The 24,731-nt window shown below is 57.1% G+C and carries 23 protein-coding genes; 14 read left to right on the top strand and 9 right to left on the bottom strand.

Annotated features, from left to right (window positions below; all coding sequences use genetic code 11):
• Positions 1-8: 8 nt before the first annotated feature.
• The gene (gene zupT, locus ACWPW2_RS17610) at positions 9-785 is read right to left on the bottom strand and encodes a zinc transporter ZupT (protein ID WP_054803013.1); all 777 of its coding nucleotides are present in this window, start codon (positions 783-785) and stop codon (positions 9-11) included.
• Between the two features lie 196 nt (positions 786-981).
• Between zupT and ygiD the strand changes: the two genes are divergently transcribed.
• The 4 genes from ygiD (at position 982) to ACWPW2_RS17630 (ending at position 4,921) form a co-directional block, all read left to right on the top strand.
• Positions 982-1,770, top strand: a complete 789-nt coding sequence (ygiD, locus tag ACWPW2_RS17615; protein ID WP_454124409.1) for a 4,5-DOPA-extradiol-dioxygenase — start codon at positions 982-984, stop codon at positions 1,768-1,770.
• A 305-nt stretch (positions 1,771-2,075) separates the two neighbouring features.
• Positions 2,076-3,053, top strand: a complete 978-nt coding sequence (locus ACWPW2_RS17620; RefSeq protein WP_128482087.1) for a TRAP transporter substrate-binding protein — start codon at positions 2,076-2,078, stop codon at positions 3,051-3,053.
• Between the two features lie 53 nt (positions 3,054-3,106).
• Entirely contained in the window at positions 3,107-3,616 is a 510-nt protein-coding gene (locus tag ACWPW2_RS17625) for a TRAP transporter small permease (RefSeq protein WP_094422138.1), read from the top strand.
• 18 nt (positions 3,617-3,634) lie between these two features.
• Positions 3,635-4,921, top strand: coding sequence for a TRAP transporter large permease (locus ACWPW2_RS17630; protein WP_042717980.1), 1,287 nt, complete (start codon positions 3,635-3,637; stop codon positions 4,919-4,921).
• 49 nt (positions 4,922-4,970) lie between these two features.
• Here ACWPW2_RS17630 and ACWPW2_RS17635 read toward each other — a convergent pair whose 3' ends face one another.
• The 3 genes from ACWPW2_RS17635 to tolC all read right to left on the bottom strand — a co-directional run bounded on the left by ACWPW2_RS17635 (position 4,971) and on the right by tolC (position 8,400).
• Positions 4,971-6,131, bottom strand: coding sequence for a glutathionylspermidine synthase family protein (locus tag ACWPW2_RS17635; protein WP_454124412.1), 1,161 nt, complete (start codon positions 6,129-6,131; stop codon positions 4,971-4,973).
• Between the two features lie 5 nt (positions 6,132-6,136).
• The gene (locus tag ACWPW2_RS17640; protein ID WP_270221540.1) at positions 6,137-6,817 is read right to left on the bottom strand and encodes a DUF1190 family protein; all 681 of its coding nucleotides are present in this window, start codon (positions 6,815-6,817) and stop codon (positions 6,137-6,139) included.
• A 143-nt stretch (positions 6,818-6,960) separates the two neighbouring features.
• The gene (gene tolC, locus ACWPW2_RS17645; RefSeq protein WP_454124414.1) at positions 6,961-8,400 is read right to left on the bottom strand and encodes an outer membrane channel protein TolC; all 1,440 of its coding nucleotides are present in this window, start codon (positions 8,398-8,400) and stop codon (positions 6,961-6,963) included.
• A 206-nt stretch (positions 8,401-8,606) separates the two neighbouring features.
• On the opposite strand from tolC, the gene nudF reads away from it, so the two are divergent.
• The 5 genes from nudF to parE are packed head-to-tail and all read left to right on the top strand — an operon-like array spanning position 8,607 to position 13,017.
• Complete coding sequence (gene nudF / locus ACWPW2_RS17650; RefSeq protein ID WP_124967242.1) at positions 8,607-9,239, top strand: ADP-ribose diphosphatase; 633 nt, start codon at positions 8,607-8,609, stop codon at positions 9,237-9,239.
• Positions 9,236-9,658: a DUF1249 family protein gene (locus ACWPW2_RS17655; protein ID WP_023480711.1), complete on the top strand. Its 423-nt coding sequence runs from the start codon at positions 9,236-9,238 to the stop codon at positions 9,656-9,658. Before nudF ends, ACWPW2_RS17655 begins: the two co-directional genes overlap by 4 nt.
• A 24-nt stretch (positions 9,659-9,682) precedes the next feature.
• Positions 9,683-10,510 (top strand): 3',5'-cyclic-AMP phosphodiesterase, encoded by an 828-nt coding sequence (gene cpdA / locus ACWPW2_RS17660; RefSeq protein WP_023480997.1) that lies wholly within the window; start codon positions 9,683-9,685, stop codon positions 10,508-10,510.
• A complete protein-coding gene (gene yqiA / locus ACWPW2_RS17665) occupies positions 10,510-11,085 on the top strand; it encodes an esterase YqiA (protein WP_023480978.1) in 576 nt (191 codons plus the stop codon). Before cpdA ends, yqiA begins: the two co-directional genes overlap by 1 nt.
• 39 nt (positions 11,086-11,124) lie before the next feature.
• Positions 11,125-13,017 (top strand): DNA topoisomerase IV subunit B, encoded by a 1,893-nt coding sequence (parE, locus tag ACWPW2_RS17670; protein WP_023481021.1) that lies wholly within the window; start codon positions 11,125-11,127, stop codon positions 13,015-13,017.
• 230 nt (positions 13,018-13,247) lie between these two features.
• On the opposite strand, the gene ACWPW2_RS17675 is transcribed toward parE, so the two are convergent.
• Positions 13,248-14,102, bottom strand: coding sequence for a helix-turn-helix transcriptional regulator (locus tag ACWPW2_RS17675; RefSeq protein WP_023480939.1), 855 nt, complete (start codon positions 14,100-14,102; stop codon positions 13,248-13,250).
• Positions 14,103-14,267: 165 nt separating this feature from the next.
• On the opposite strand from ACWPW2_RS17675, the gene ACWPW2_RS17680 reads away from it, so the two are divergent.
• Genes ACWPW2_RS17680 through ACWPW2_RS17690 form a run of 3 tightly spaced genes read left to right on the top strand, consistent with a single transcriptional unit; the run spans position 14,268 to position 18,636 of the window.
• Entirely contained in the window at positions 14,268-16,094 is a 1,827-nt protein-coding gene (locus tag ACWPW2_RS17680) for a DUF2264 domain-containing protein (RefSeq protein ID WP_454124418.1), read from the top strand.
• A gap of 57 nt (positions 16,095-16,151) precedes the next feature.
• Positions 16,152-17,411, top strand: coding sequence for an oligosaccharide MFS transporter (locus ACWPW2_RS17685; protein WP_454124420.1), 1,260 nt, complete (start codon positions 16,152-16,154; stop codon positions 17,409-17,411).
• A 37-nt stretch (positions 17,412-17,448) separates the two neighbouring features.
• A complete protein-coding gene (locus ACWPW2_RS17690) occupies positions 17,449-18,636 on the top strand; it encodes a glycoside hydrolase family 88 protein (protein WP_454124422.1) in 1,188 nt (395 codons plus the stop codon).
• 63 nt (positions 18,637-18,699) lie between these two features.
• Here the strand turns inward: ACWPW2_RS17690 and ACWPW2_RS17695 are convergent, their stop codons facing one another.
• The 4 genes from ACWPW2_RS17695 to qseB all read right to left on the bottom strand — a co-directional run bounded on the left by ACWPW2_RS17695 (position 18,700) and on the right by qseB (position 21,733).
• On the bottom strand, positions 18,700-19,014 hold the full coding sequence (locus ACWPW2_RS17695; RefSeq protein WP_023480887.1) for a putative quinol monooxygenase: 315 nt from the start codon (positions 19,012-19,014) through the stop codon (positions 18,700-18,702).
• 28 nt (positions 19,015-19,042) lie between these two features.
• A complete protein-coding gene (locus ACWPW2_RS17700; protein WP_279794122.1) occupies positions 19,043-19,624 on the bottom strand; it encodes an NAD(P)H-dependent oxidoreductase in 582 nt (193 codons plus the stop codon).
• A gap of 106 nt (positions 19,625-19,730) precedes the next feature.
• Positions 19,731-21,077, bottom strand: a complete 1,347-nt coding sequence (gene qseC, locus ACWPW2_RS17705) for a quorum sensing histidine kinase QseC (RefSeq protein ID WP_454124425.1) — start codon at positions 21,075-21,077, stop codon at positions 19,731-19,733.
• The gene (gene qseB, locus ACWPW2_RS17710; RefSeq protein WP_124967248.1) at positions 21,074-21,733 is read right to left on the bottom strand and encodes a quorum sensing response regulator transcription factor QseB; all 660 of its coding nucleotides are present in this window, start codon (positions 21,731-21,733) and stop codon (positions 21,074-21,076) included. The genes qseC and qseB overlap by 4 nt, the downstream gene beginning before the upstream one ends.
• A 145-nt stretch (positions 21,734-21,878) precedes the next feature.
• On the opposite strand from qseB, the gene ACWPW2_RS17715 reads away from it, so the two are divergent.
• A complete protein-coding gene (locus ACWPW2_RS17715) occupies positions 21,879-22,286 on the top strand; it encodes a YgiW/YdeI family stress tolerance OB fold protein (RefSeq protein WP_454124428.1) in 408 nt (135 codons plus the stop codon).
• 118 nt (positions 22,287-22,404) lie between these two features.
• Positions 22,405-24,663, top strand: coding sequence for a DNA topoisomerase IV subunit A (parC, locus tag ACWPW2_RS17720; protein WP_454124430.1), 2,259 nt, complete (start codon positions 22,405-22,407; stop codon positions 24,661-24,663).
• The last annotated feature ends 68 nt before the right edge of the window (positions 24,664-24,731 follow it).

Consider the following 24,731-nt stretch of genomic DNA (forward strand, 5'->3'; position numbering starts at 1 on the left):
CGCAGCTGTTAACCGCCGAAGCCCATCGCCTGCAGGGCGACCAGGCTTAAGCCCATCACCGACATGCCGCACAGCACGCCGTAGCTTGGGTTGTTGTTGGGATCGATCTCCTTTGCCAGCGGCATTAACTCATCCACCGACAGCGCGACCATAATCCCGGCGACCGCTGCCATAATCGCCGCCATCACTATCGGCGAGACCAGGCTGCCGAGAATTAACCACGCCAGCACGCCGCCCAGAATCTCCGCTAAACCGGAAATACCGGCCCACATCACCGCGCTGCGCTTTGAGCCCGTCGCCGCGTAGACCGGCCCTGCGACCGCCAGCCCTTCAGGAATATTGTGTAAAGCCACGGCAAAAGCGATGCCGAAGCCCAGCTCCAGATCGTTGCTGGCGGTGACGTAGGTGGCGATCCCCTCCGGAAAATTATGCAGGCTGATACCGAGCGTCAGCAGAATAGCGGTACGGCGGATGCCGCGCGGCAACGCCTCCTGCGAGCCCTGCATTAAGTCCTGCGCATGGGCATGGGGCAGCAGGCGATCCAGCGCAAAGTAACCGAGCAGGCCAACAACAAACATGCCGTAACCGAGCATCGGCGGCATACTTTCGGTTGCCAGCGCGGCGGGAAGCATCTCCATTAACGAGATAAGCAGCATGATCCCGGCGGCAAAGCCGAGTGAAAAAGCCAGTACGCGGTTGGAAGGTTTCTGGCCGATAACGCCCAGAATGGCGCCAATAAACGTGGCGGCGCCCGCCAGGATGGTCAGAATCAACGGGACTGACATACATCGCTCCTTTATGATAATCATTCTCATTAATGTAAGTTTTCGCCTGCGGAAAAGCGAGGCAGCCACGGCACTTTTACCTATTCCTTACATTCAAAATTACTGACGATCTTCATCATGCTTATCTGAGTTCATCGCCCTGAGAAAAAGCGTAACCTGCTTTCATCATATTGGCATCTTCTGTAAGGATATCCTCATGTCAGCTCCTCGTATGCCCGCGCTGTTTCTTGGGCATGGCAATCCAATGAATGCGCTGCAGGATAACGTTTATACTCGCGCCTGGAGGAAACTGGGCGATACGCTGCCGCGTCCGAAAGCGATCGTGGCGATCTCCGCGCACTGGTTTACGCGCGGCACTGGCGTAACGGCGATGGAGGCACCGCAAACGATCCATGATTTCGGCGGTTTCCCGCAGGCGCTGCACGACGTGCATTACCCCGCGCCCGGTTCGCCCGCGCTGGCACAGCGGCTGGTGGATCTGCTCTCACCGCTGCCGGTGACGCTGGATCATGAGGCTTGGGGCTTCGATCATGGCTCCTGGGGCGTGCTGATCAAGATGTACCCCAATGCGGATATTCCGATGGTGCAGCTCAGTATCGACAGCACTAAACCGGCGGCGTGGCATATGGAGATGGGGCGCAAACTTGCCGCGCTGCGCGATGAAGGGGTGATGATTGTGGCCAGCGGTAACGTGGTGCACAACTTGCGCACGGCGCGCTGGCACGGTGACACCACGCCCTTTGCGTGGGCAGTCGGCTTCAACGATTTTGTGAAGCAGAATCTGACGTGGCAGGGGCCGGTCGAGCAGCATCCGCTGGTCAACTATCTCGACCATGAAAGTGGTTCGCTCGCCAATCCGACGCCGGAACACTTTCTGCCGCTGCTCTATGTGCTTGGCGCATGGGATGGCAACGAGCCGCTGTCGATTCCCGTCGAGGGGATGGAGATGGCTTCCATCAGCATGCTGTCGGTACAGGTGGGGTAAAAATGATGGCGCGCAATGCGCCATTTTTTTGTGCCCTAATCGCGGAAACCGGAGAAAGATCGCAAAAAAAGGCCAATGAACCGTGGTTTTTATGAAAATAAAAAGATCTGTTCTGCAAAAATGAAACAGCGTGCTGAATTTGGTGTTTTTTTGTGAACCCCATCGTCGCGCAAATTCTCACCAGTAACTACTCTTCTGATTGTCCTGTTCTCATACCCATAACCACTCTCGATTCCCAGCCACGTGCTTTCTGCTCGCGGCAGTTTTGACTGTGCCAAAAATTACACCTCTGGAGATCCGGCAATATGAACTCTGCACAACGTTTTCTGACTCTTTCCATCGGTTCCGCTCTGCTCTTTATGTCGCATACCGCCCTTGCACAAACGTTTCGCGCCGCCGATGTTCACCCGGCGGATTACCCCAATGTCGTGGCGGTAAAACATATGGGTGAGAAATTAAGTAAAGCTACCGATGGCCGGCTGGAAATTAAAACCTTTCCCGGCGGTGTCTTAGGCGATGAGAAACAGGTGATTGAGCAGGCGCAAATCGGCGCGATCGATATCATTCGCGTCTCAATGACGCCAGTGGCGGCGATATTGCCGGAGATTAACGTTTTCACGCTGCCCTATATCTTTCGCGATGAAGATCATATGCACAAAGTGCTCGACGGCATGATTGGCCAGGAGATTGGCAACCGGCTCTCTGCAAGCAGCAAATCGCGGCTGGTTTTCCTCGGCTGGATGGATGCCGGCACGCGCAACCTGATTACCAAAGCGCCGGTCACGAAAGCGGAAGATTTGAAGGGGATGAAAATCCGCGTTCAGGGCAGCCCGATTGCGCTTGATACCCTGAAAGCGATGGGGGCGAACTCGGTGGCGATGGGGGTGAGTGAAGTCTTCAGCGGCATGCAAACCGGTGTGATTGACGGCACGGAGAACAACCCGCCGACCTTTGTGGCGCACAACTATTTGCCGGTGGTGAAGAACTATACCTGGAGCAAACACTTCATTATTCCCGAGCTGTTTCTCTTCTCAAAAGCCAAGTGGGACAAGCTGAAAAAAGAGGATCAGGAGCTGATCCTGAAGCTGGCGAAAGAGGCGCAGGCGGAGCAGCGCGAGCTGTGGAAAGCCTATAACGAGAAGTCGCTGCAGGCGATGAAAGCGGGCGGGGTGCAGTTCCACGACATTGATACCAAAGCCTTCTACGATGCCACGCAGTCGGTACGCGATAAGTACGGGAATGCGCACCAGGATCTGATTAAGCGTATTCAGGACGTGCAGTAAGCTGGCCGGGCAGGTTCGCCTGCCCGTTTGCGACTTCTACCGGGAAAACCGTTATGGCAGAACGCTATTCGTTGTTAATGGATATTCTCTATCGCCTCTCTATGTGGGTGGCCGGTCTGGCGCTGTTGGTGATGGTGGCGATTATCCCCGTGGGGATTTTCGCCCGCTATGTGTTGAACAGCGCGCTCTCCTGGCCGGAGCCGGTGGCGATCATCTGCATGGTGACCTTTACCTTTATCGGCGCTGCGGTGAGCTACCGTGCCGGATCGCATATCGCTGTCACCATGATGACCGACCGCTTAAGCGAACCGCTGCGTAAGGTCTGTTTCCTGCTGGCGGATCTAATGCTGATGGCGATCAGCCTCTTTATCCTCTGGTACAGCGCGACGCTGTGCGCCGAATTGTGGGAGCAGCCGGTGGCAGAGTTCCCGCTCTTTACTGCCGGAGAGAGCTATTTACCGCTGCCGATAGGCTCTGCGATCACCCTTCTGTTTATTGTCGAGAAGATGCTTTTTGGCGCGCAGTACCACCGTCCGGTGGTGATGCTCGGCTCGTCGAGCTGACTCCGGTAAGGAACTTTTATGGATGCATTTATTCTGGTCTTTACGCTCGCCATTATGCTGGCGATTGGCGTGCCGGTCGCCTATGCGGTCGGCATCAGCGCAGTACTCGGCGCGTGGTATATCGATATTCCGCTGGAAGCGGTGATGATCCAGCTGACCAACGGCGTGAATAAATTCTCACTGCTGGCGATCCCGTTTTTTATTCTGGCCGGGGCGATTATGGCGGAGGGCGGCATTGCCCGCAGGCTGGTCAACTTTGCCTATATCTTTGTCGGTTTTATTCGCGGCGGCCTGTCGCTGGTGAATATCGTCGCTTCGACGTTTTTCGGTGCCATTTCGGGATCGTCGGTGGCAGATACCGCCTCGATTGGCTCGGTGATGATCCCGGAGATGGATAAAAAGGGCTATCCGCGCGATTTCGCTGCCGCCGTCACCGCCAGCGGATCGGTGCAGGCGATCCTCACACCGCCCAGCCACAACTCGGTGATCTACTCGCTGGCGACGGGCGGAACCGTCTCCATCGCCGCGCTGTTTATCGCCGGGATTTTGCCAGGCCTGCTGCTCAGCTTCACGCTGATGGTGATGTGCGTGGTCTTTGCCCATAAGCGCGGCTACCCGAAAGGGGAGCGCGTGCCGTTTCGCCAGGCGTTAAAGATCTTTGCCGATACGCTGTGGGGGCTGATGACGGTAGTGATCATCATGGGCGGTATCCTTTCCGGGATCTTCACCGCTACCGAATCGGCGGCGATCGCCTGTTTGTGGGCCTTCTTTGTCACCATGTTTATCTATCGTGACTACAAATGGTCCGAGCTGCCGAAGCTGATGTACCGCACGGTGAAAACCGTCACTATCGTGATGATCCTGATTGGCTTCGCCTCTGCCTTCGGTGCGGTGATGACCTATATGCAACTGCCGGGCCGCATCACTGAGGCGTTTACCCAGCTCTCTGACAACAAGTATGTGATTCTGATGTGCATTAACATCATGCTGCTGCTGCTCGGCACGCTGATGGATATGGCGCCGCTGATCCTGATCCTGACGCCGGTACTGTTGCCGGTGACCAATGCGCTGGGCATCGATCCGGTGCATTTCGGCATGATCATGCTGGTCAATCTGGGGATTGGGTTGATTACGCCGCCGGTGGGATCGGTGCTGTTTGTCGCCAGCGCGGTGAGTAAACAGAAGATCGAGCAGGTGGTGAAGGCGATGCTGCCTTTCTACGCCATCCTGTTCGTGGTGCTGATGCTGGTGACCTATATCCCGGCGATCTCGCTCTTCCTGCCGAAGCTGTTTGGCGTGATGTAAGCTGAGCCTGTGGGAATAAAAAACCCGGCGCTGATGGCCGGGTTTTTACTTATTCGACAAAGATATGCGGGTAGAAGCGGGAGAGATCTTGGGTGATCAGCGCCCGATCTTCGCGGATGCCGATGCCGGCAGGCTGATCGTTAATAAGCCAGCTGCCGATCAGCGTGTAGCTGTCGCCAAACTTCGGCAGCGGGTAGAACTCCTGCACGATCATCCCCTCTTCGCCGTACGGGCCTTCAACCGACTCGACGGTTTTGCCGTTCTCAATGATCGAGACATTGGCACCTTCACGGGAGAAGATCGGTTTCACCACATACTTCTCCATCGGCGGGTGATCTTCATCGGCAAACCAGGCTGGCAGCAGATTGGGATGATCCGGGAACATCTGCCACAGCATCGGCAGCAGCGCCTTGTTGGATATGATGCTCTTCCAGGCCGGCTCCAGCCAGCGCACGCCGGCATCCTCCAGCTTGGTGGAGAACATTTCCCGCAGCATGTATTCCCACGGATAGAGCTTGAAGAGGTTGCCAATCACCTGATCCTGCAGATCGGAAAACTGCCCCTTTTCACCCAGGCCAATATCTTCGATATAGAGAAACTCGGAGGCCAGCTCCGCTTCGGCCGCGCAATCCTGGAGATACTGCACCGTACCGCGATCTTCTACCGTATCGCGGCAGCAGGTGAAGTGCAGCAGCTGGAAGCCGTGCTGCTCGCGCAGCTCTGCAAAGCGCGCGATAAGCTTCTCCTGCAGGCTGTTGAACTGATCGCTGCCCTGCGGCAGGTTGCCAGCGTTGAGCTGATCTTCGAGCCAGATCCACTGAAAGAATGCCGCTTCATACAGCGAGGTCGGCGTGTCGGCGTTGTTTTCCAGCAGTTTAGGCTCGCCGACGCCATCCCAGGCGAGATCGAGACGTGAATAGAGCGAAGGCTGACGCGTGGCCCACGACTGGCGCACAAAGCCCCAGGTGTGTTTCGGAATGCGGAATTTGGTCATCAGCTCATCGCTGGCAACGACCTTCTCCACCACCTGCAGGCACATCTGGTGCAGCTCGGCGGTGACATCCTCCAGCTTCTCAACCTGGGCAAGCGTCAGTTTGTAGTAGGCATCTTCACACCAGTAGGGCTCGCCATACATGGTGTGAAAATTAAAGCCATACTCCGTCGCTTTCTCACGCCAGTCCGGGCGCTCGCTAATGCTGATTCTTTCCATCGACGTCAGCCACCCATTGAACGGCTGGAGGTACCAGAGGCGCTGCTGCGCTGCATGGTGTTCTGTTTAGCAACAGATTCACCAAAGCCGCCGCGGGTTACGGTGGTGGTGGTCGCCGGTTTCGGTGCTAACGCGGTTTTAGGCACCGTTGCGGTACGGCCCGGCTGCGCTGCGCCGTAACCTTTACCGGAGGCGTCGGTATACTGACCGTAAGCCGGGCTTGCCGGGTTACGCGAACTGAAGAGCGGCTGCTGAGCAAAGCCCGCGCCGCCGCCCATTAGACGGCCCATCATGTAACCGGCCATCAGCGGCATCCAGAAGCTGCCGCTGGACTGGTTCTGCGCCTGGTTTTCTGTGCCCGCCGCACCTACGCCTGCCTGTGCTGGCGCCTGCTGGCACTGACCTTCGCCAAACTCCGCTACGCAATCTTCGCGCGACGCGTATTTCGGCGCGGTACGTTCGGCTTCTTTTAAAGCATTGTTGTACGCGGCTTTACACTCCGCGCTTTTACCCGGATTCGCCGAGGAGCAGTCGTCGGCGTTCTGGTACATGGAAACTGTTTCGTCATTTTGCTCACAGGCTGCCAGCATAAACACGGCGGAGACCGCCAGCGCGACAGGCGTTAAATGACGTGCGCTCCAGCTTTTGCGGAACGTCGCATGATTAATAGTTTTTGTCCGTTTCATTGTTATCTTCCTGTGGACCCAAAGGCATGAATAAACGATCAGGATAGAGGATGGGGGGGCGAAGTTAAAGCGAGGCGGGAAGGCCTTTACGTTGCCTTACGTAAAAACGGGGGCTGTGTGCCCCCGTGATGTATAGCAGATGTTTAACGCGTCAGGCCGGTGCGTGCGGCGGCAGGTTGTGCACCCGCGCCGAAGTTCTCAACCTTAGCCTGCTGCTCCGGGTTCTCCGGTGCCACGCTCTCTGGCGCAGTAGAGATGGATTTGCCCAGCGCACCGTTAAGCGCAACCAGATCCTGCTCGTTCAGCGTACCGAGCGCCTGCTTAATATTAAGCTGGTTAATCAGGTAGTTATAACGAGCGCTTGAGAGCTGCTGCTTCGCGTTGTAGAGCGTAGTGGTGGCATCCAGCACGTCAACAATTGTGCGCGTACCGACCGAGTAGCCCGCTTCCATCGCATCGAGGGAGCTCTGTGCAGAGACCACCGCCTGTTTGTAGGCGTTGATGCTGCTGATCGAGGCGTTGACGTTATTAAAGGAGGAGCGAACGTTCTGCACCACGCTGCGGTGCGCGCTCTCCAGCTGCTCGCTGGCACCCACGAAATTATATTGCGCCTGTTTGACCTGCGAGTTTACCTGACCACCCTGATAGAGCGGCAGGGAGAAGCTCAGGCCAACTTTGTTCTGACCGACGTCGGAGTCGCTGAACTGCGAGTTGTTACGCGTTCTGGAACCGCTGTAAGAGGAGTTCGACACACCGGTAGAGGCAGTCAAATCCAGGGTCGGCAAATGACCATCCTGCGCCTGGCGAATCTGCTCGCGCGCCAGATCCTGGCTCAAACGCGCCTGCAACAGCGTCAGGTTACGTTTTTCCGCCTCTTTCAGCAGATTGTTCACCGGCTGCGGTTTGTCGGTCTTAAAGCTCTGGACGTTCAGCGAGGCCAGTTCCGGATAGTAATTACCGGTCACCTGGCGCAGCGTCTCTACGGCGTTATCCAGTGCGTTACGCGCCGAAACTTCGTTCGCCAGCACGGTGTCATACTGTGAGCGGGCGTTCTGCACATCGGTAATGGCTACCAGGCCAACGTTAAAACGCTGGGTGGTTTGATCTAACTGGCGATAGATAGATTGCTTCTGCGCTTCGGTGTAGGAGAGCGTATCGATGGCGCTCAGCACGTTGAAGTAGGCGGTTGCGGTGTTTAGCATCAGCGTCTGCTGGTCGGTCTGCCAGGTGACATCCTGAATCCCGGCTGTTTTTTCTTGTAAAGTCAGCGCGCGCCATTTCGACATATCAAAAATGGTCTGCGTTAATTGCAGTGAACCGCTGGTTACGTTGGAATCGACGCCCTGGCTATCGCGGAAACCGTTGGTATAGGTGTAGTCTGCCCCCAAACCAAGCTGAGGCAGTAACGGGCTACGCGCTTCATTGATCTTTTCGAAGGCAGCATCGCGGTCGGCGGCGGATTTACGCAGATCCGGGTTGCTTAAACGCGCCTGCTGATAAACCTGTAACAGGTTTTCTGCCTGGCTCATCGCACTGAAACCGGTCAGGCTCAGGCCGATAAAGAGGGGGAGCAATTTCTTCATTTGCATTCCTTGTTGTGAAGCAGTACTAGCGCTGATCTAAATTGGAAAAATAATCGCAGATTCTACCAGAAGTACGCACCGCGAAAGCTTGGCGTAACGTGCCATCGGCATAAATTTGCATCAATCTAACACATAGCGCTTGAAACACGCGTAAAACAGGCTTGAAAATCCACCGATTTATCATCACTTCATATGAGATGCCGCCAATGAATAAGCCAGACTCATCCATCGTCACTTTCACAAAAAATGATGTAGAAATTATTGCACGGGAAACACTCTACACCGGTTTTTTTTCGCTCGTTCGCTATCGTTTTCGCCATCGTCTTTTTAATGGCGGAATGAGCGGCGAAGTGCAGCGTGAAATTTTTGAACGCGGTCATGCCGCAGTCTTGCTACCCTATGACCCTGTGCGCGACGAAGTTGTGCTGATCGAACAGATTCGCATTGCGGCATTTGATACCAGCGACACGCCGTGGCTGCTGGAGATGGTTGCCGGCATGATCGAAGTGGGCGAGTCGGACGAAGAGGTCGCACGGCGTGAAGCGGATGAAGAGGCCGGTTTAGCGGTCGGACGCGTAAAAAGGATGCTGAGCTACCTGGCAAGCCCGGGCGGTACCAGCGAGCGCACTGCCGTACTGGTTGGTGAAGTGGATGCCACACAGGCCTCAGGTATTCATGGCCTTGTGGATGAAAACGAAGATATTCGTGTTCATGTGGTGAGCCGGGAACAGGCTTACCAGTGGGTAGAAGAGGGGACAATTGACAACGCAGCGTCTGTCATCGCCTTGCAATGGCTGCAGCTGCATTATGAGAGCTTAAAAAACGAGTGGAAAAAATGAAGCGTTACACACCTGACTTCCCGGAAATGATGCGCCTGTGCGAAACCAATTTCGCCCAGCTGCGCCGCCTGCTACCGCGCAATGACGAGGCGGGCGAAGCGGTAAGTTATCAGGTGACCAATGCGCAGTACCGATTAACGATTGTTGAATCCACCCGCTACACTACGCTTGTGGAGATCGAACAGACCGCGCCTGCCGTCAGTTACTGGAGCCTGCCCTCAATGACAGTGCGCCTGTATCACGATGCGATGGTGGCCGAAGTGTGTTCGAGCCAGCAGATCTTTCGATTTAAAGCGCGGTATGATTACCCCAATAAAAAGTTGCATCAACGCGACGAAAAGCATCAAATTAACCAGTTTCTGGCCGACTGGCTGCGTTACTGTTTAGCACATGGAGCAATGGCGATTCCGGTTTGTTAGCGTCGTGAAACCTAAGGACACCATTTGGAAAGCCTGTTAAACCTCTCTCTGGGGAGTGAGTCCAGAGTCAGGGTATTACAAATAACCGATTCTCACCTGTTCGCCAAAAAGCATGAAACGCTGTTAGGGGTTAATACCTGGGAAAGCTATCAGGCGGTACTGAACGCAATCCGGGCTCAGCAGCGTGCGTGCGATCTGATCGTCGCCACCGGCGATTTGGCGCAGGATCATACCGCTGCGGCTTATCAGCACTTTGCTGAAGGTATCGCAAGCTTCGACGCACCCTGCGTCTGGCTGCCGGGCAATCACGATTTTCAACCTGCCATGTACAGCGCGCTGCAGGATGCGGGCATCTCCTCCGCGAAACGTGTTTTTGTCGGTGAGCAGTGGCAAATCCTGCTGCTCGACAGCCAGGTGTTCGGCGTTCCGCACGGTGAACTAAGCGAATTTCAGCTCGATTGGCTGGAGAAAAAACTCGCCGACAGCCCGCAGCGCCACACGTTACTGCTTCTGCATCACCATCCGCTGCCGTCCGGCTGCAGCTGGCTCGATCAGCACAGCCTGCGCAACGCCGCGGAGCTGGATAACGTGCTGCAACGCTTTCCTAAAGTGCGCACACTGCTGTGCGGCCATATCCACCAGGAACTCGATCTCGACTGGAATGGCCGCCGCCTGCTGGCAACGCCGTCGACCTGCGTGCAGTTTAAGCCGCACTGCGCCAGCTTCACGCTGGATACCATCGCGCCAGGCTGGCGCTGGCTGGATCTCTACCCTGATGGAACGCTGCACACCGAAGTGTGCCGCCTGGCGGGGAGTGAATTCAGGCCCGATACCGCTTCAGAAGGCTATTGATGTCAACGCTTCTTTATCTCCATGGGTTCAACAGTTCGCCCAGCTCCGGCAAAGCGACGCAGCTGGCGCAATGGGTCGCTCAGCATCATCCGCATATTGAAATGGTGGTGCCGCAGTTGCCGCCCTATCCGGCCGAAGCCGCAGAGATGCTGGAGTCGCTGGTGCTTGCACGGGGCGGAAAAACGCTCGGTATTGTCGGCTCTTCGCTCGGCGGTTATCTGGCGACCTGGCTCTCGCAATGCTTTATGTTACCGGCGGTGGTGGTCAATCCGGCTGTGCGGCCGTTTGAATTGCTGGCGGATTATCTTGGCCCTAACGAGAACCCCTACACAGGGCAGCAATATGTGCTAGAGTCTCGCCATATTTACGAGCTCAAAGTGATGCAAGTTGACCCGCTTGAGGCGCCGGATCTGATCTGGCTGCTGCAACAAACCGGGGACGAAGTGCTCGATTACCGCCAGGCGGTGGCCTATTACGATGCCTGCCGCCAGACAGTTGAAGAGGGCGGAAATCACGCCTTCACGGGCTTTGAGAAACATTTCACACAGATTATCGATTTCCTTGGGCTTGAATAAGCCGCCGGAAACGATGCGATCACTATCTACGAATACACCATGACGCAATCCTATAACGCTGATGCCATAGAGGTACTCACCGGGCTTGAGCCGGTTCGCCGCCGTCCGGGGATGTATACCGATACCACGCGCCCTAACCATCTGGGCCAGGAAGTTATTGATAACAGCGTGGATGAAGCGCTGGCGGGCCACGCGAAGCGCGTGGAGGTCATTCTTCACGCCGATCAGTCGCTGGAAGTTATCGACGACGGGCGCGGCATGCCGGTGGATATCCACCCGGAAGAGGGCGTTCCTGCCGTCGAACTGATCCTCTGCCGCCTGCACGCGGGCGGGAAGTTCTCCAACAAAAACTACCAGTTCTCGGGCGGCCTGCATGGCGTCGGTATTTCGGTGGTTAACGCCCTGTCACGCCGCGTGGAAGTGACCGTCAAACGCGACGGCCAGGTCTACAGCATCGCCTTTGAGAATGGCGACAAGGTGCAGGATCTGAAAGTGATCGGCACCTGCGGTAAGCGTAATACCGGCACCAGCGTTCACTTCTGGCCGGATGAATCCTTCTTCGACAGCCCGCGCTTCTCCGTCTCCCGCCTGATGCATCTGCTGAAAGCGAAAGCGGTGCTCTGCCCCGGCGTTGAGATTGTCTTTAAAGATAATGTGAATAACGCCGAGCAGCGCTGGTGCTACCAGGATGGTCTGAACGACTACCTGAGCGAAGCGGTGAATGGCCTGCCGACGCTGCCGGAAAAGCCGTTTATCGGCAACTTCTCTGCCGAAACGGAAGCGGTGGACTGGGCGCTGCTCTGGCTGCCGGAAGGCGGCGAGCTGCTGACCGAAAGCTACGTTAACCTCATCCCGACCATGCAGGGCGGTACCCACGTTAACGGCCTGCGTCAGGGCCTGCTTGATGCGATGCGCGAATTCTGCGAATACCGCAATATCCTGCCGCGAGGCGTGAAGCTCTCGGCGGAAGATATCTGGGATCGCTGCGCTTACGTGCTGTCGGTCAAAATGCAGGATCCGCAATTTGCCGGGCAGACCAAAGAGCGTCTCTCCTCACGTCAGTGCGCGGCGTTCGTCTCCGGCGTGGTGAAAGATGCCTTCAGCCTGTGGCTGAACCAGAATATTCAGACGGCGGAAATGCTGGCCGAGTTGGCGATCTCCAGCGCCCAGCGCCGCATGCGCGCCGCCAAAAAAGTGGTGCGTAAAAAGCTTACCAGCGGCCCGGCGCTGCCCGGCAAGCTGGCGGATTGCACCGCGCAGGATCTCTCGCGTACCGAACTCTTCCTGGTGGAAGGGGACTCCGCGGGCGGATCGGCGAAACAGGCGCGCGATCGCGAGTTTCAGGCGATCATGCCGCTGAAGGGCAAGATCCTTAACACCTGGGAAGTCTCCTCCGATGAAGTGCTGGCCTCGCAGGAGGTGCATGATATTTCGGTGGCGATCGGTATCGATCCGGACAGCGAAGATCTCAGCCAGCTGCGCTACGGCAAGATCTGTATTCTGGCGGATGCGGATTCCGACGGCCTGCACATCGCCACGCTGCTCTGCGCGCTGTTTGTGAAGCATTTCCGTACGCTTGTGAAAAATGGTCACGTCTATGTCGCGCTGCCGCCGCTCTACCGTATCGATCTCGGCAAAGAGGTCTATTACGCGTTAACGGAAGAGGAAAAGACCGGCGTGCTGGAGCAGCTGAAACGCAAAAAGGGCAAACCGAACGTACAGCGCTTTAAAGGGCTGGGCGAGATGAACCCGATGCAGCTGCGTGAAACCACCCTCGATCCGAATACCCGCCGCCTGGTGCAACTGGTTATCAGCGATGAAGATGATAAGCAGACCGATGCCATGATGGATATGTTGCTGGCCAAGAAGCGCTCGGAAGATCGACGCAACTGGCTGCAAGAGAAGGGCGATACGGCGGAAATCGAAGCCTAATCCCTCTGCCCGGTGGCGCTCTGCTTACCGGGCCTGTCAACTCTTCGGGTTTTATGTAGGCCGGATAAGGCGCAAGCCGCCATCCGGAATGTTGTGCGCAACCAGGCCGGGCATCCAGCTATAACTCTTCGGGTTTATGTAGGCCGGATAAGGCATAAGCCGCCATCCGGCAAAACCACACATCAGCCACTATCTCTTACCGATGCCGTAGCGATATTTCGCTTCATTGCCTACTCAATCCGATGATTCTTCCGGTACTGCAACGGCGTTTCGCCGATGCCGCGCTTGAAGGCGCTAATAAAGTAGGTGACATCGGAAAACCCGACATCAAGGGCGATCTCGCGGATGCTGAGCGGCGTATGAAGCAGCGAGTCGCACGCTTTGCGCAGACGCAGGGTGTTTAAATATTGATGGATCGGCTCGCCGGTCTCGAAGTGAAAGCGGCGCGAGACATAGCTGCGCGACTTACCGAGATCCCCGGCGAGCCGTTGCAGGCTAAATTTCTGCCGGTAATTCTCTTGTAACCAGAACATTACTGGCGTGGCGATCCCGCTCTGCTCTTCCGGTAATTTCTCAATATCCTCCGGCAACATACTTAACAGATTTAGCAGCAGGCAGGCGACCTGCTCGACATTCAGGCTGCGGTTCTCCGCCAGCTTCCCATAACAGCTAAACAGATGATCGATATGGGGATGGATATCGGCCGCGTCCATCACTACCGCCGCGCCGCCGCGTAAGGAGAGGCGCTGTAAACGCTGGTGATTATGTGGAAAATCGCGCAGGTGTTTCAGCACCACATGGTGATCGACATGGATAATGGTGCGGCGATAACAATCCTGCGCCTGCTCATCCACCATCACCCGGTGCAGGGTAAAGGGCGGAAAGAAAAAGAGCCTGCCGGGCCGCATGGTGTAGTGGCGATTATCAACAATCACCACGCCAAACCCCTCTTCGACGTAGAGCACTTCCAGACACTGATGCCAGTGGTGGTAACGCACGGTATTGGCGTAAAGGCGGCTAAACGACACGATCGCGTCGTTGAGGGTAATCAGTTCCAGCCGCTCTGCCTGCAAGCCTGAAGTCATGGTGCAATCAATCTCAATTTTTACTTCCCTGTAGCCATTTATAAACCACGGTTTTAAATTTTCTCAATAACGGGTTCAGAGAAGTTACGGCGGTGTGACAGAGGTAACATTTCACCGCGCTGTTCATTAACTATTCTTCTGCCACACATCAGGGGAGGGAAGGTTATGCAGGCGGCGCACGAGAAAAAATCAAATCCATTGTCATCCCGCGACGAGGTGGTCAGCGCGCTGACTACCATGCTCGACGCGCTGGATAAACAGTTTCCGGCTGGTGCATCGCAATTCTCCCTTGGTGCCACCAGCGCCCACTACAGCGATGAAATTGCTGAAATGGAGGGGCTCTCCCGCGCGCTGTGGGGGCTCTTCCCGCTGATGGCGGGCGGCGATGCACAAACGTTTAGCGAGAAATATCTGGCGGCGATCAAGCGCGGCACCGATCCGCAGGATAGCGGCTACTGGGGCGATACCGTGGCATACGATCAACGGCTGGTGGAGATGGCGGCTTACGGCCTTGGGCTGGCGCTGCTGGGTGATCAATTCACGCTCAACTTCAGTGCGCAGGAAACCGAAAACCTCTACCGCTGGCTTAACCAGATCACCGAAGCGGAAATGCCCGACAGTAACTGGAACTTCTTCGCCATCATGGTGCAGCTGGGGTTCAAACGCGCCGGTTTGCCGTGGGATGCGCGGGCGATTGAGCGCCGCTTCGCGATGATGGATGCCTATTATCTCGGCGACGGCTGGTACTCCGACGGCCCTGGGCGACCAAAAGATTACTACATCTCGATGGCGTTTCATTTTTACGGCCTGATCTACGCCACGCTGAATGGCGATGAGGACGCACCGCGCGCGGCAACCATTCGCGAGCGCGCCAGCCTGTTTGCCGAGGACTTTATCTATATGTCGGCGGCAGAAGGGGAGTCGGTGCCGTTTGGCCGCAGCCTCACCTACCGTTTTGCGATGGTCGCCTTCTGGAGCGCCGTCGCCTTTGCCGACCTGCCGGTCTTTACGCCGGGCGTGGTGAAGGGCGTGATCCTGCGCCATCTGCGCTGGTGGCTTAAACAGCCCATTTTCGATCGCGACGGCATTCTGACCCTCGGTTTTGCCTACCCGAATCTGGCGATGTGTGAGGATTACAACTCGCCTGGCTCGCCCTACTGGGCGCTGAAGGTCTTCTTGATCCTCGCACTGCCCGCCTCTCACCCCTTCTGGTGCGCCGAAGAGCAGCCGTTACCGCGGCTCGAACCGCAGCGCGTAATTGCCCCTGCCGGGCAGCTTATTGTGCACAGCGAAGAGTCAAAGCATGTCTGGATGCTGACCGCCGGACAGCTGGAGCTAAACAACTACGTCAATACCGAAGCGAAATACACCAAATTTGCCTACTCCAGCCGCTTTGGTTTCACCATCGAGCGCGGGCGTTATGGCATCAAGCATGCCGCCTGCGACTCAATGCTGCTGCTGAGTGAAGGGGATAACTACTTTCGCGGCCGCCGCGAGTGCGACGAAGTGGTGATAAGCGAACAGGCGATCTTCTCCCGCTGGTCGCCGTGGCATGACGTACAGATCGCCACCTGGCTCATCCCCTGCGGCGAGTGGCATCTTCGCGTTCACCGCATCGATACCGCCCGCGCGCTGACCAGTGTGGAAGGGGGCTTTGCGGTGCTGAAAGCGCCCCATCGCTCTGAGCAGGGCGGCAGCCTGGTGGTCGCCGACAATGGTGTGAGCGGCATTTTCAACCTGCTTGCTGATGTTCCCCGCGAGGCGGACAGCGTCATCACGCCGCCCAACAGCAGCATCATGTTTTCGCCCTGCGCGTCCATTCCCGTGCTACGCACAGAGATTGCTGCAGGCCAGCAGTGGCTGGCGTGTGCCGTGCAGGCGGCAACCTGCGAACTGGCCTTCAACCCGCTCTTACCGGAACTCCTTATCAACAATAACGCGCTGGTGATCCATCAACCGGGGCAGAAAAACCGTATCGAGATTGCACTTTGATGCCCGGCGCTGGCCGGGAAATAACGCTGAACCCTACATGCTTTCGTCGAGGATAGTATGGAAAAAATCACCATAAATAATAAAACTGAATATTACAAAATCAGCACCTTTATCTTTCTCTACTTTTTTACCTGGTCGGCGAGCATTGGTTTGCTGGCGATCTGGCTCGGGCAAAAAGCCAATTTAAGCGGGACGGTGATCGGCACGGTCTTTGCCGTTAACGGTATCTTCTCCGTTATTCTGAAACCGATTTATGGCTATATCCTGGATAAAATCGGCATGAGCAAATACCTGCTCTATTTTGTCGTGCTGATGTCGGCCTTAATGGCACCGTTCTTTATTTATGTCTATCAGCCGCTGTTAATGTCCAACACCCTGGTCGGGATTATTGTTGGCGCTATCTATTTAAGCTTCGCGTGGTATGCGGGTGTGGCGGCGTGCGAATCCTATACCGACCGTTACAGCCGCTTAAACGGCATGGAGTTTGGGCAGATCCGCATGTGGGGATCGCTGGGCTGGGCGGTGGCTTCCTCTTTCTCCGGCCTGCTGTTTAACCTCTCTCCGGCCTACAACTTCATCATGGGTTCCGTGGCGTCGCTGATTATGCTGGCGGTGCTGCTGAGCCTGAAAGTGAATGTCCACTCCGCTCACGCGGGTGAAGTGCTGACCAAAGAGAAGATCGCGCCTGCCGATGTCTATGCGCTGCTGCGCAACCGCAAATTCTGGGCCTTCTGCCTCTATGTCGCCGGTGTCGCGTGGATGATGTTTATCGCCGAACAGCAGTTCTCGCGCTACTTCGTTACCTTCTTTGATGATGTGCATGAAGGCAATGCGGTGTTTGGTTATCTGGGCACGGTGCAGTCGGGCATGGAATTTGTCATGTATATGGTCATCCCGCTGTTTGTGAACTTTATTGGCGCCAAGCGCGGGTTATTAATTGTCGGCCTGATTGTCGGCGCGCGGTTAATTATCTCCGGGCTGTGCGAATCGCATCTGCTTATTTCAATCCTCAAACCGCTCTACGGTCTCGAAATCTGTTTGCTGCTGGTGTCGGTATTTAAATATATCGCCGAGCATTTCGATAAACGCGTTAATGCCACCATGTATCTGCTGGGCTATCAGGCGATGCTGTATGTCGGCAATGTGGTGGCCTCGTCGCCCGCCGGGATTTTGTATGACCGCATCGGCTTTGAACACACCTACATCATCATGGGCGCGATTGCGCTGACCTTTACCTTTATCTCCCTGTTTACCCTGTCCGCCTGCCAGAGCAAATGGCGGCAAGCCCGCACGCTGGATGCGAAAACGGCAGGGTAATGGCTATCTGATTATCGACCAGAGAAGGAACCGAACAATGTTAAGTAAAATCAACGAGGAAACGTTACGCCCATGCCCGGACGCGCCCGATGCGCAGACCTTTAAAGATGAGCTGGACTCTGCGCGTAGCCACACCCTTGAGCTGATTCGCCGTCATTTAACCGAGTTCGGCGAGCAGTTTCCGGCGGAGACCTGCGTCGACGGCTTTTACCCGCTGACCGGCAACGTTGAGTGGACCACCAGCTTCTGGACCGGGCAGCTGTGGCTGGCGTGGGAGATGAGCGGCGACGAGGCGTTTCGCGCGCTGGCCGAGCGCCACGTGCGCTCCTTTGGCCTGCGCATCGCCGGACGCGAAGACACCAACACGCACGATCTTGGCTTTTTATATACGCTCTCCTGCGTGGCGGCCTGGCGCTTAACCGGCAACCGCGATGCGCGCGGCTTTGCGCTACTGGCTGCCGAAGCGCTGCTGGAGCGCTTTCATGAAAAAGCGCAGATCATCCAGGCGTGGGGCGATCTTACCGATCCCGCCCAGGCCGGGCGGATGATCATCGACTGCAATATGAATCTGCCGCTGCTCTACTGGGCGACGGAGCAAACCGGCGACCGGCGCTTTGCCGATGCCGCCGAAGCCCACGTGCGCCAGGCGGCGAAATACCTTATCCGCGAAGATGCTTCCACCTTTCACACCTACTATATGGATGTGCAGACCGGCGCGCCGCGCTATGGCAACACCCAGCAGGGCTACGCCGATGATTCCTGCTGGTCGCGCGGCCAGGCGTGGGGCATTTACGGCTTCCTGCTGAGCTATATCTACACCGGCGATAAAGGGATGGTGGCGCTGTCAAAACGGCTGGCGAACTACTTCCTCAACCGCCTGCCGGAAGATGCGGTCTGCCACTGGGATCTGGCGCTGGTGGGCACCGATGCGCTGCGCGACTCCTCGTCGGCGGCGATTGCGGTCTGCGGCTTGCTGGAGCTGGTTAAGCAGTTGCCGGTGACCGACCCGGATCGCGCCCATTACCAGCAGTGGGCGATGCGCATTATGTCATCGCTGAGTAAGCACTACCTGGCGGGCAACCAGGAGGCGACCAACGGCCTGCTTAAGCACTCGGTCTACCATCTGTCGAGCAATAAAGGGGTGGATGAGTGTGCAAGCTGGGGGGATTACTTCTATGTCGAAGCGCTGGCGCGTTTCTCGCTGAGCTGGAAGTTGTACTGGTAAACAAAGGGCCGGCAAGCGCCGGCCTGAGTATTCTCCCCCCGCCTGGCGGTGAGGGGAAGGCTGTTACAGACCCGATTCGAGAATACGGATATGGGTCTCGAGGACATCGCCTTTTACTGCTTCGCTCCACGCTTTCATGTGGGGCGTTTGCAGGTGCGCTTCAAGATGCGCCACGCTTTCCCAACGCTCAACCATTGTGATGGAATCCGGCGCGGTCGTCTGGAAGCTGACGCCAGCGGCGTGGTCGATCAGCGGCTCATAGCCGTGGCAGCCTGCTTCTTGCAGCACAACCGGTACAATTTTCGCGAACTCATCAAGCACGGCCTGGCGATGGTGCTGCCCCGGGCGAGTGCGGATCTCTGCTACTACTGTCAACATGGTTTACTCCTTTTAAGTCCAGCTACAGTTAAGCAAAAATCTCCGCCAGATGCTTGCGATATTCTGCAATATAACGCGGGACATCCGGCATTTTGATCACGTCATTGGCGATAAATGTCGGCAATGCGTCCATACCGAGGAACTGGTTCGCTTTATGGAACGGCAGGTAAACGCCGTCAACGCCGACGCCGTGGAAGAACTGCTCTTTATCGGTAAAGGCGTCGATTGGCGCATTCCAGGTGAGCGACAGCATGTAGGTTTTGCCTTGGATTAACCCGCCGGAGCCATACTTTTTCGCCGCGTCAGAACGGGTACGGCCATCGCTGGCATAGAGTGAACCGTGGCCTTCGGTAAAGACATCATCCATATACTTCTTCACCGTCCACGGCGCGCCCATCCACCAGCCCGGCATCTGCCAGATCACCGTGTCGGCCCACAGGAAGTTCTCCACTTCCGCTTTAACGTCGTAATCGCCGTCGGTGCGCACGGTTTTCACTTCGTGCCCGGCATCGCGCAGGAAGCTGGCCGCAACGTCGGTCAGGGTATCGTTCAGTTCGCCATTGGAGTGCGCGAATTTCTTCGCACCGTTGATAATCAGAATATTGCTCATTTTTTGTTCCCGGATAAATACGTTTGTCGGCGATTCTATCCGCATCAACGGGGCGATTAAATTGGCAATAATGGCAAAGACTTTTGCGCAATAAGCAATAATCCCGCTACCAGCGCAGGTTGACGATAAAACCGCCCTCCGGATGATTAGCAAAGGTGGCCTGCATCTGATGCAGGGCGGCGATGCGTTGCACAATCGATAACCCCAGCCCGCTGCCGGTCTCACTCTGCCCCGGCGGGCGATAGAAGCGCTCGCCAATCCGCGCCAGCGCCTCGTCGCTGACGCCCGGGCCATTATCCCGCACGCTCAGGCTATCGGCTTCAAGGGTGATATCCACCACGCTGCCCGGCGGGCTGTAGCGGATGGCGTTATCCAGCAGGTTACGTACCAGCAGGCTGAGCAGCAGCGGCTGGCCCTGGCGGCGCACGCCGTGGGCATTCAGATGCAGGCGGAGATCAATTCCCGCCTGCTGCGCGTTGTGGTAGGTCTCCATCACCGCCGATTGCAGCAGCGCATCCAGCTCCAGCGTCTCGACATCCTCCATATGCTCCAGCGAATCGAGGCGCGAAAGGGTTAATAGCTGATCGACCAGCCGCGTTGCGCGATCGATCCCGAGATGTAACTGGCTCAGCGCTCTGGCGCGCGCAGTGGGATCGTCATCGGAGAGCTGTGCGACTTCCGTCTGCACTTTCAGCGCCGCCAGCGGGCTGCGCAGCTCATGGGCGGCGTCAGAGGTAAAGCGCCGCTCGCGCAGCATCATGGTATGCGTGCGGGCAAAGAGTTGGTTGAGGGCATCCAGCAGCGGGCGCACTTCGCCGGGCACGCCGCGGGTCTCCAGCGCATCGGCGCGATCCGGCGCGCGCGAACGCAGCGCCAGCGCAACCTTGTTTAATGGCCGCAGCTCAAGGGTCAGCAGGGCGATTAACAGCAGCAGCATTAATGGCAGCGCCACCAGCCACGGGGTCAGCTGTGAGGTGATGATCTCCAGCGCCATCTCCTGGCGATACTCCCACTCCTGGCCGACCACAATGCGGTACTCACCGCCGGGCGCAGTCAGCCACAGAAAGCGCCACTTATCGTCATCATCACGCAGTTGCCCATCGTCAAAGCCATCGCGACGCCAGTTGTAGGGGATATCGCGCCCGTTGTCGCCATCGTGCAGCAGCAGTTTGCCGTCGGTTGAGTAGATGGCGAAGGCCAGCACGTCATCATCAAGATGGCCATGCTTAATCTTCTTTTTAGTGACTTGCGGCGCGGCGCTTTGCAACTGGTCGAGCTTCATCACGCTCAGGCGTTTGGCAAACAGCATCTGCTGGGTATCAAACAGCTTGTCGAGTTTGTCGCGCGTCTGCTGCCAGGCGACGACGCTGGCGCAGAGCCAGGCCGCCAGCGAGAGCAGCAAAAAGAGCAGCGTCAGACGCAGCCGCAGGCTATGGGGAAACGTAAATTTCATGCCTCTCCTAAGGTGTAGCCGATGCCGTGAACAGTGCGGATAAAGTCGCTGCCGAGCTTGCGGCGCAGATGGTGCACATGCACCTCCACCGCATTGCTGGAGACATCGCCATCCCAGCTGTAGAGCTTCTCTTCAATCGCTTTTCGCGGCAGCACGCGGCCGACGTTGCGCAGCAGGAGCTCCAGCAGGGCGAACTCTTTCGGTTTCAGCACCAGCGTCTCGTTATTGAAGGTCGCCACCAGGCTTACCGGGTCGAGGGTGACCTGGCCGTGGCGCAGCAGGCTTTGCGCCTGGCCGTGGGTGCGGCGAATCAGCGCCTCCAGCCGGGCGGCCACTTCCACCAGCGCAAAGGGTTTGCAGAGATAATCATCAGCGCCGAGCCGCAGCCCTTCGACCCGCTGCTCAATGGCGTCGCGGGCGGTGAGGATCAGCACCGGCTCGCCGCGCTTCTGCTCGCGCCAGTCGCGCAGGATGGTTAACCCATCAAGTCCCGGCAATGTTAAGTCGAGGATCACCGCGTCATAAGGAGCGGCAAACAGCGCCGCTTTGCCGAGCTTGCCGTCGGTAAACCAGTCAACGGTGAAGCCTTTTTTGCCAAGGCCAGCCTTCAGACCATCACCAATTAGCGCATCATCTTCTATCAGCAGAATTCGCATACTCTCTCCGTGTACTCAGGCTTGCAGGCAGTTAACCCGCTCGCAGCGGGCGTTGTACAGCGAAAAATAATCTTTTTACGCCTTAAGAAGTTGTTAAGAAGTGGCTGGCTTAATGGAGCCTTACCAACAAAAAGGGAGAGATAAGATGAAAAAATTTGCTGCTATGACCGCTGTTCTCGCACTCTGCGCCGCGCCGGCATTTGCTGCTAATCAGGGCGGTTTTACCGGCCCGGGTGCGGCACAACAACAAACCACCACCCAGCAGGGCGGCGGCTTTACCGGGCCAAACGGCAGTAAAGCGACCGTTGAGAGCGCAAAATCCCTGCGCGATGATGCCTGGGTTACGCTGAGCGGGAACATTGTTGAACGCATCTCGGATGATACCTACTCCTTCAAAGATGCCACCGGCACCATCAATGTCGATATTGACCAGAAACGCTGGAAAGGGCTGAGCGTCGGACCGCAGGATAAGGTCGAAATTCAGGGTGAAGTGGACAAAGACTGGAACTCCGTTGAGATCGACGTAAAAGAGATCCGCAAAGTCGGTCCGTAAGCGCTAACCGCTCGTGAAAAAATCGCGCATCGCTATGACTCCTCGCCGCAGATAGGGTAGTATCTGCGGCAATATTGCCGCCGAAAAGGTGGGCGCATACGTTGAGGAATCACGATTAATGAGCGATATGGCAGAGCGCCTTGCGCTGCATGAATTTACGGAAAACGCATACCTGAACTACTCGATGTACGTCATCATGGATCGTGCGTTGCCGTTTATCGGTGATGGCCTGAAACCCGTTCAGCGTCGCATCGTCTACGCAATGTCTGAACTGGGGCTGAGCGCCAGCGCGAAGTTCAAGAAATCCGCCCGTACCGTGGGCGACGTTCTGGGTAAATACCACCCGCACGGCGACAGCGCCTGCTATGAAGCGATGGTGCTGATGGCGCAGCCCTTCTCCTATCGCTACCCGCTGGTCGACGGCCAGGGGAACTGGGGGGCACCGGACGATCCGAAATCCTTCGCCGCCATGCGTTATACCGAATCCCGTCTGTCGAAATATGCCGAGCTGCTGCTGAGCGAGCTGGGGCAGGGCACCGTTGAGTGGGTGCCGAACTTCGACGGCACGTTGCAGGAGCCGAAAATGCTGCCTGCCCGCCTGCCGAACATTTTGCTGAACGGCACCACCGGGATTGCCGTCGGTATGGCGACGGACATTCCGCCGCACAACCTGCGCGAAGTCGCCAACGCGTCGATGGCGCTGATTGACCAGCCAAAAACCACCCTCGATGAGCTGCTGGATATTGTTCAGGGGCCGGACTACCCGACCGAAGCAGAGATCATCACTTCACGTGCTGAAATCCGCAAAATCTACCAGAACGGTCGCGGCTCGGTGCGTATGCGCGCGGTGTGGAAAAAAGAGGATGGCGCCGTGGTGATCACCGCGCTGCCGCACCAGGTCTCCGGCGCGCGCGTGCTGGAGCAGATCGCCAGCCAGATGCGCAATAAAAAATTGCCGATGGTCGACGACCTGCGCGATGAGTCGGACCACGAAAACCCGACCCGCCTGGTGGTGGTGCCGCGCTCCAACCGCGTCGATATGGATCAGGTGATGAACCACCTCTTCGCCACGACAGATCTGGAGAAGAGCTACCGCATCAACCTCAATATGATTGGCCTCGATGGTCGCCCGGCGGTGAAAAACCTGCTGGAGATCCTCACCGAATGGCTGACCTTCCGCCGCGATACGGTGCGCCGCCGCCTGAATCACCGCCTGGAGAAAGTGCTCAAGCGCCTGCATATCCTTGAAGGTTTGCTGGTGGCGTTCCTCAATATCGACGAAGTGATTGAGATTATCCGCGGCGAAGATGAGCCGAAGCCGGTGCTGATGTCGCGTTTCGGCATCAGCGAAACCCAGGCGGAAGCCATTCTTGAGTTAAAACTGCGCCACCTTGCCAAACTGGAAGAGATGAAGATCCGCGGCGAGCAGAGCGAGCTGGAAAAAGAGCGCGATCAGCTGCAAGCCATCCTCGCTTCCGAGCGCAAGATGAACACCCTGCTGAAAAAAGAACTCCAGGCGGATGCCACCGCTTTCGGCGACGATCGCCGCTCACCGCTGCACGAGCGCGAAGAGGCCAAAGCGATGAGCGAGCACGATATGCTGCCATCAGAGCCGGTGACTATTGTGCTGTCGCAGATGGGCTGGGTGCGCAGCGCCAAAGGGCATGACATTGACGCGCAGGGGCTGAGCTACAAAGCGGGCGACAGCTGGAAGGCGTCGGCGAAGGGCAAGAGCAACCAGCCGGTGGTGTTTATCGATACCACCGGGCGCAGCTATGCCGTGGATCCGATTTCGCTGCCGTCGGCGCGCGGGCAGGGCGAGCCGATCACCGGCAAGCTGACGCTGCCGCCGGGCGCGACGGTTGAGCATATGATGATGAGCAATGAAGATCAGAAGCTGCTGATGGCCTCCGATGCCGGTTATGGTTTCGTCTGTACCTTCAATGACTTAATTGCCCGTAACCGTGCCGGTAAAGCGCTGATCAACCTGCCGGAGAACGCGCGCGTGATGGCACCGATTGCCATTGAGCACGACGACGATATGCTGCTGGCGATCACCGCCGCCGGGCGCATGCTGATGTTCCCGGTCAGCGATCTGCCGCAGCTTTCCAAAGGCAAAGGCAACAAGATCATCGGCATTCCGTCCGCCGATGCGGCGAAAGGCAGCGACGCGCTGGCGCATCTCTACCTGCTGCCGCCGCAAAGCACGCTGACGCTCCACGTCGGCAAACGCAAGATCAAACTGCGTCCGGAAGAGCTGCAAAAAGTGCACGGCGAGCGCGGACGTCGCGGTACGCTGATGCGCGGTTTGCAGAAAATTGACCGCGTAGAGATCGATTCGCCGACCCGTCCGGGTGCGGGCGATAGCGAAGAGTAATCTTCATCATCCTCTCCCCGCCGTGCGCGGGGAGATATTTCTTAGAAATTTCCCGTAAAGACGTTGTT

The organism is Kosakonia sp. Marseille-Q7440, from assembly GCF_965119485.1.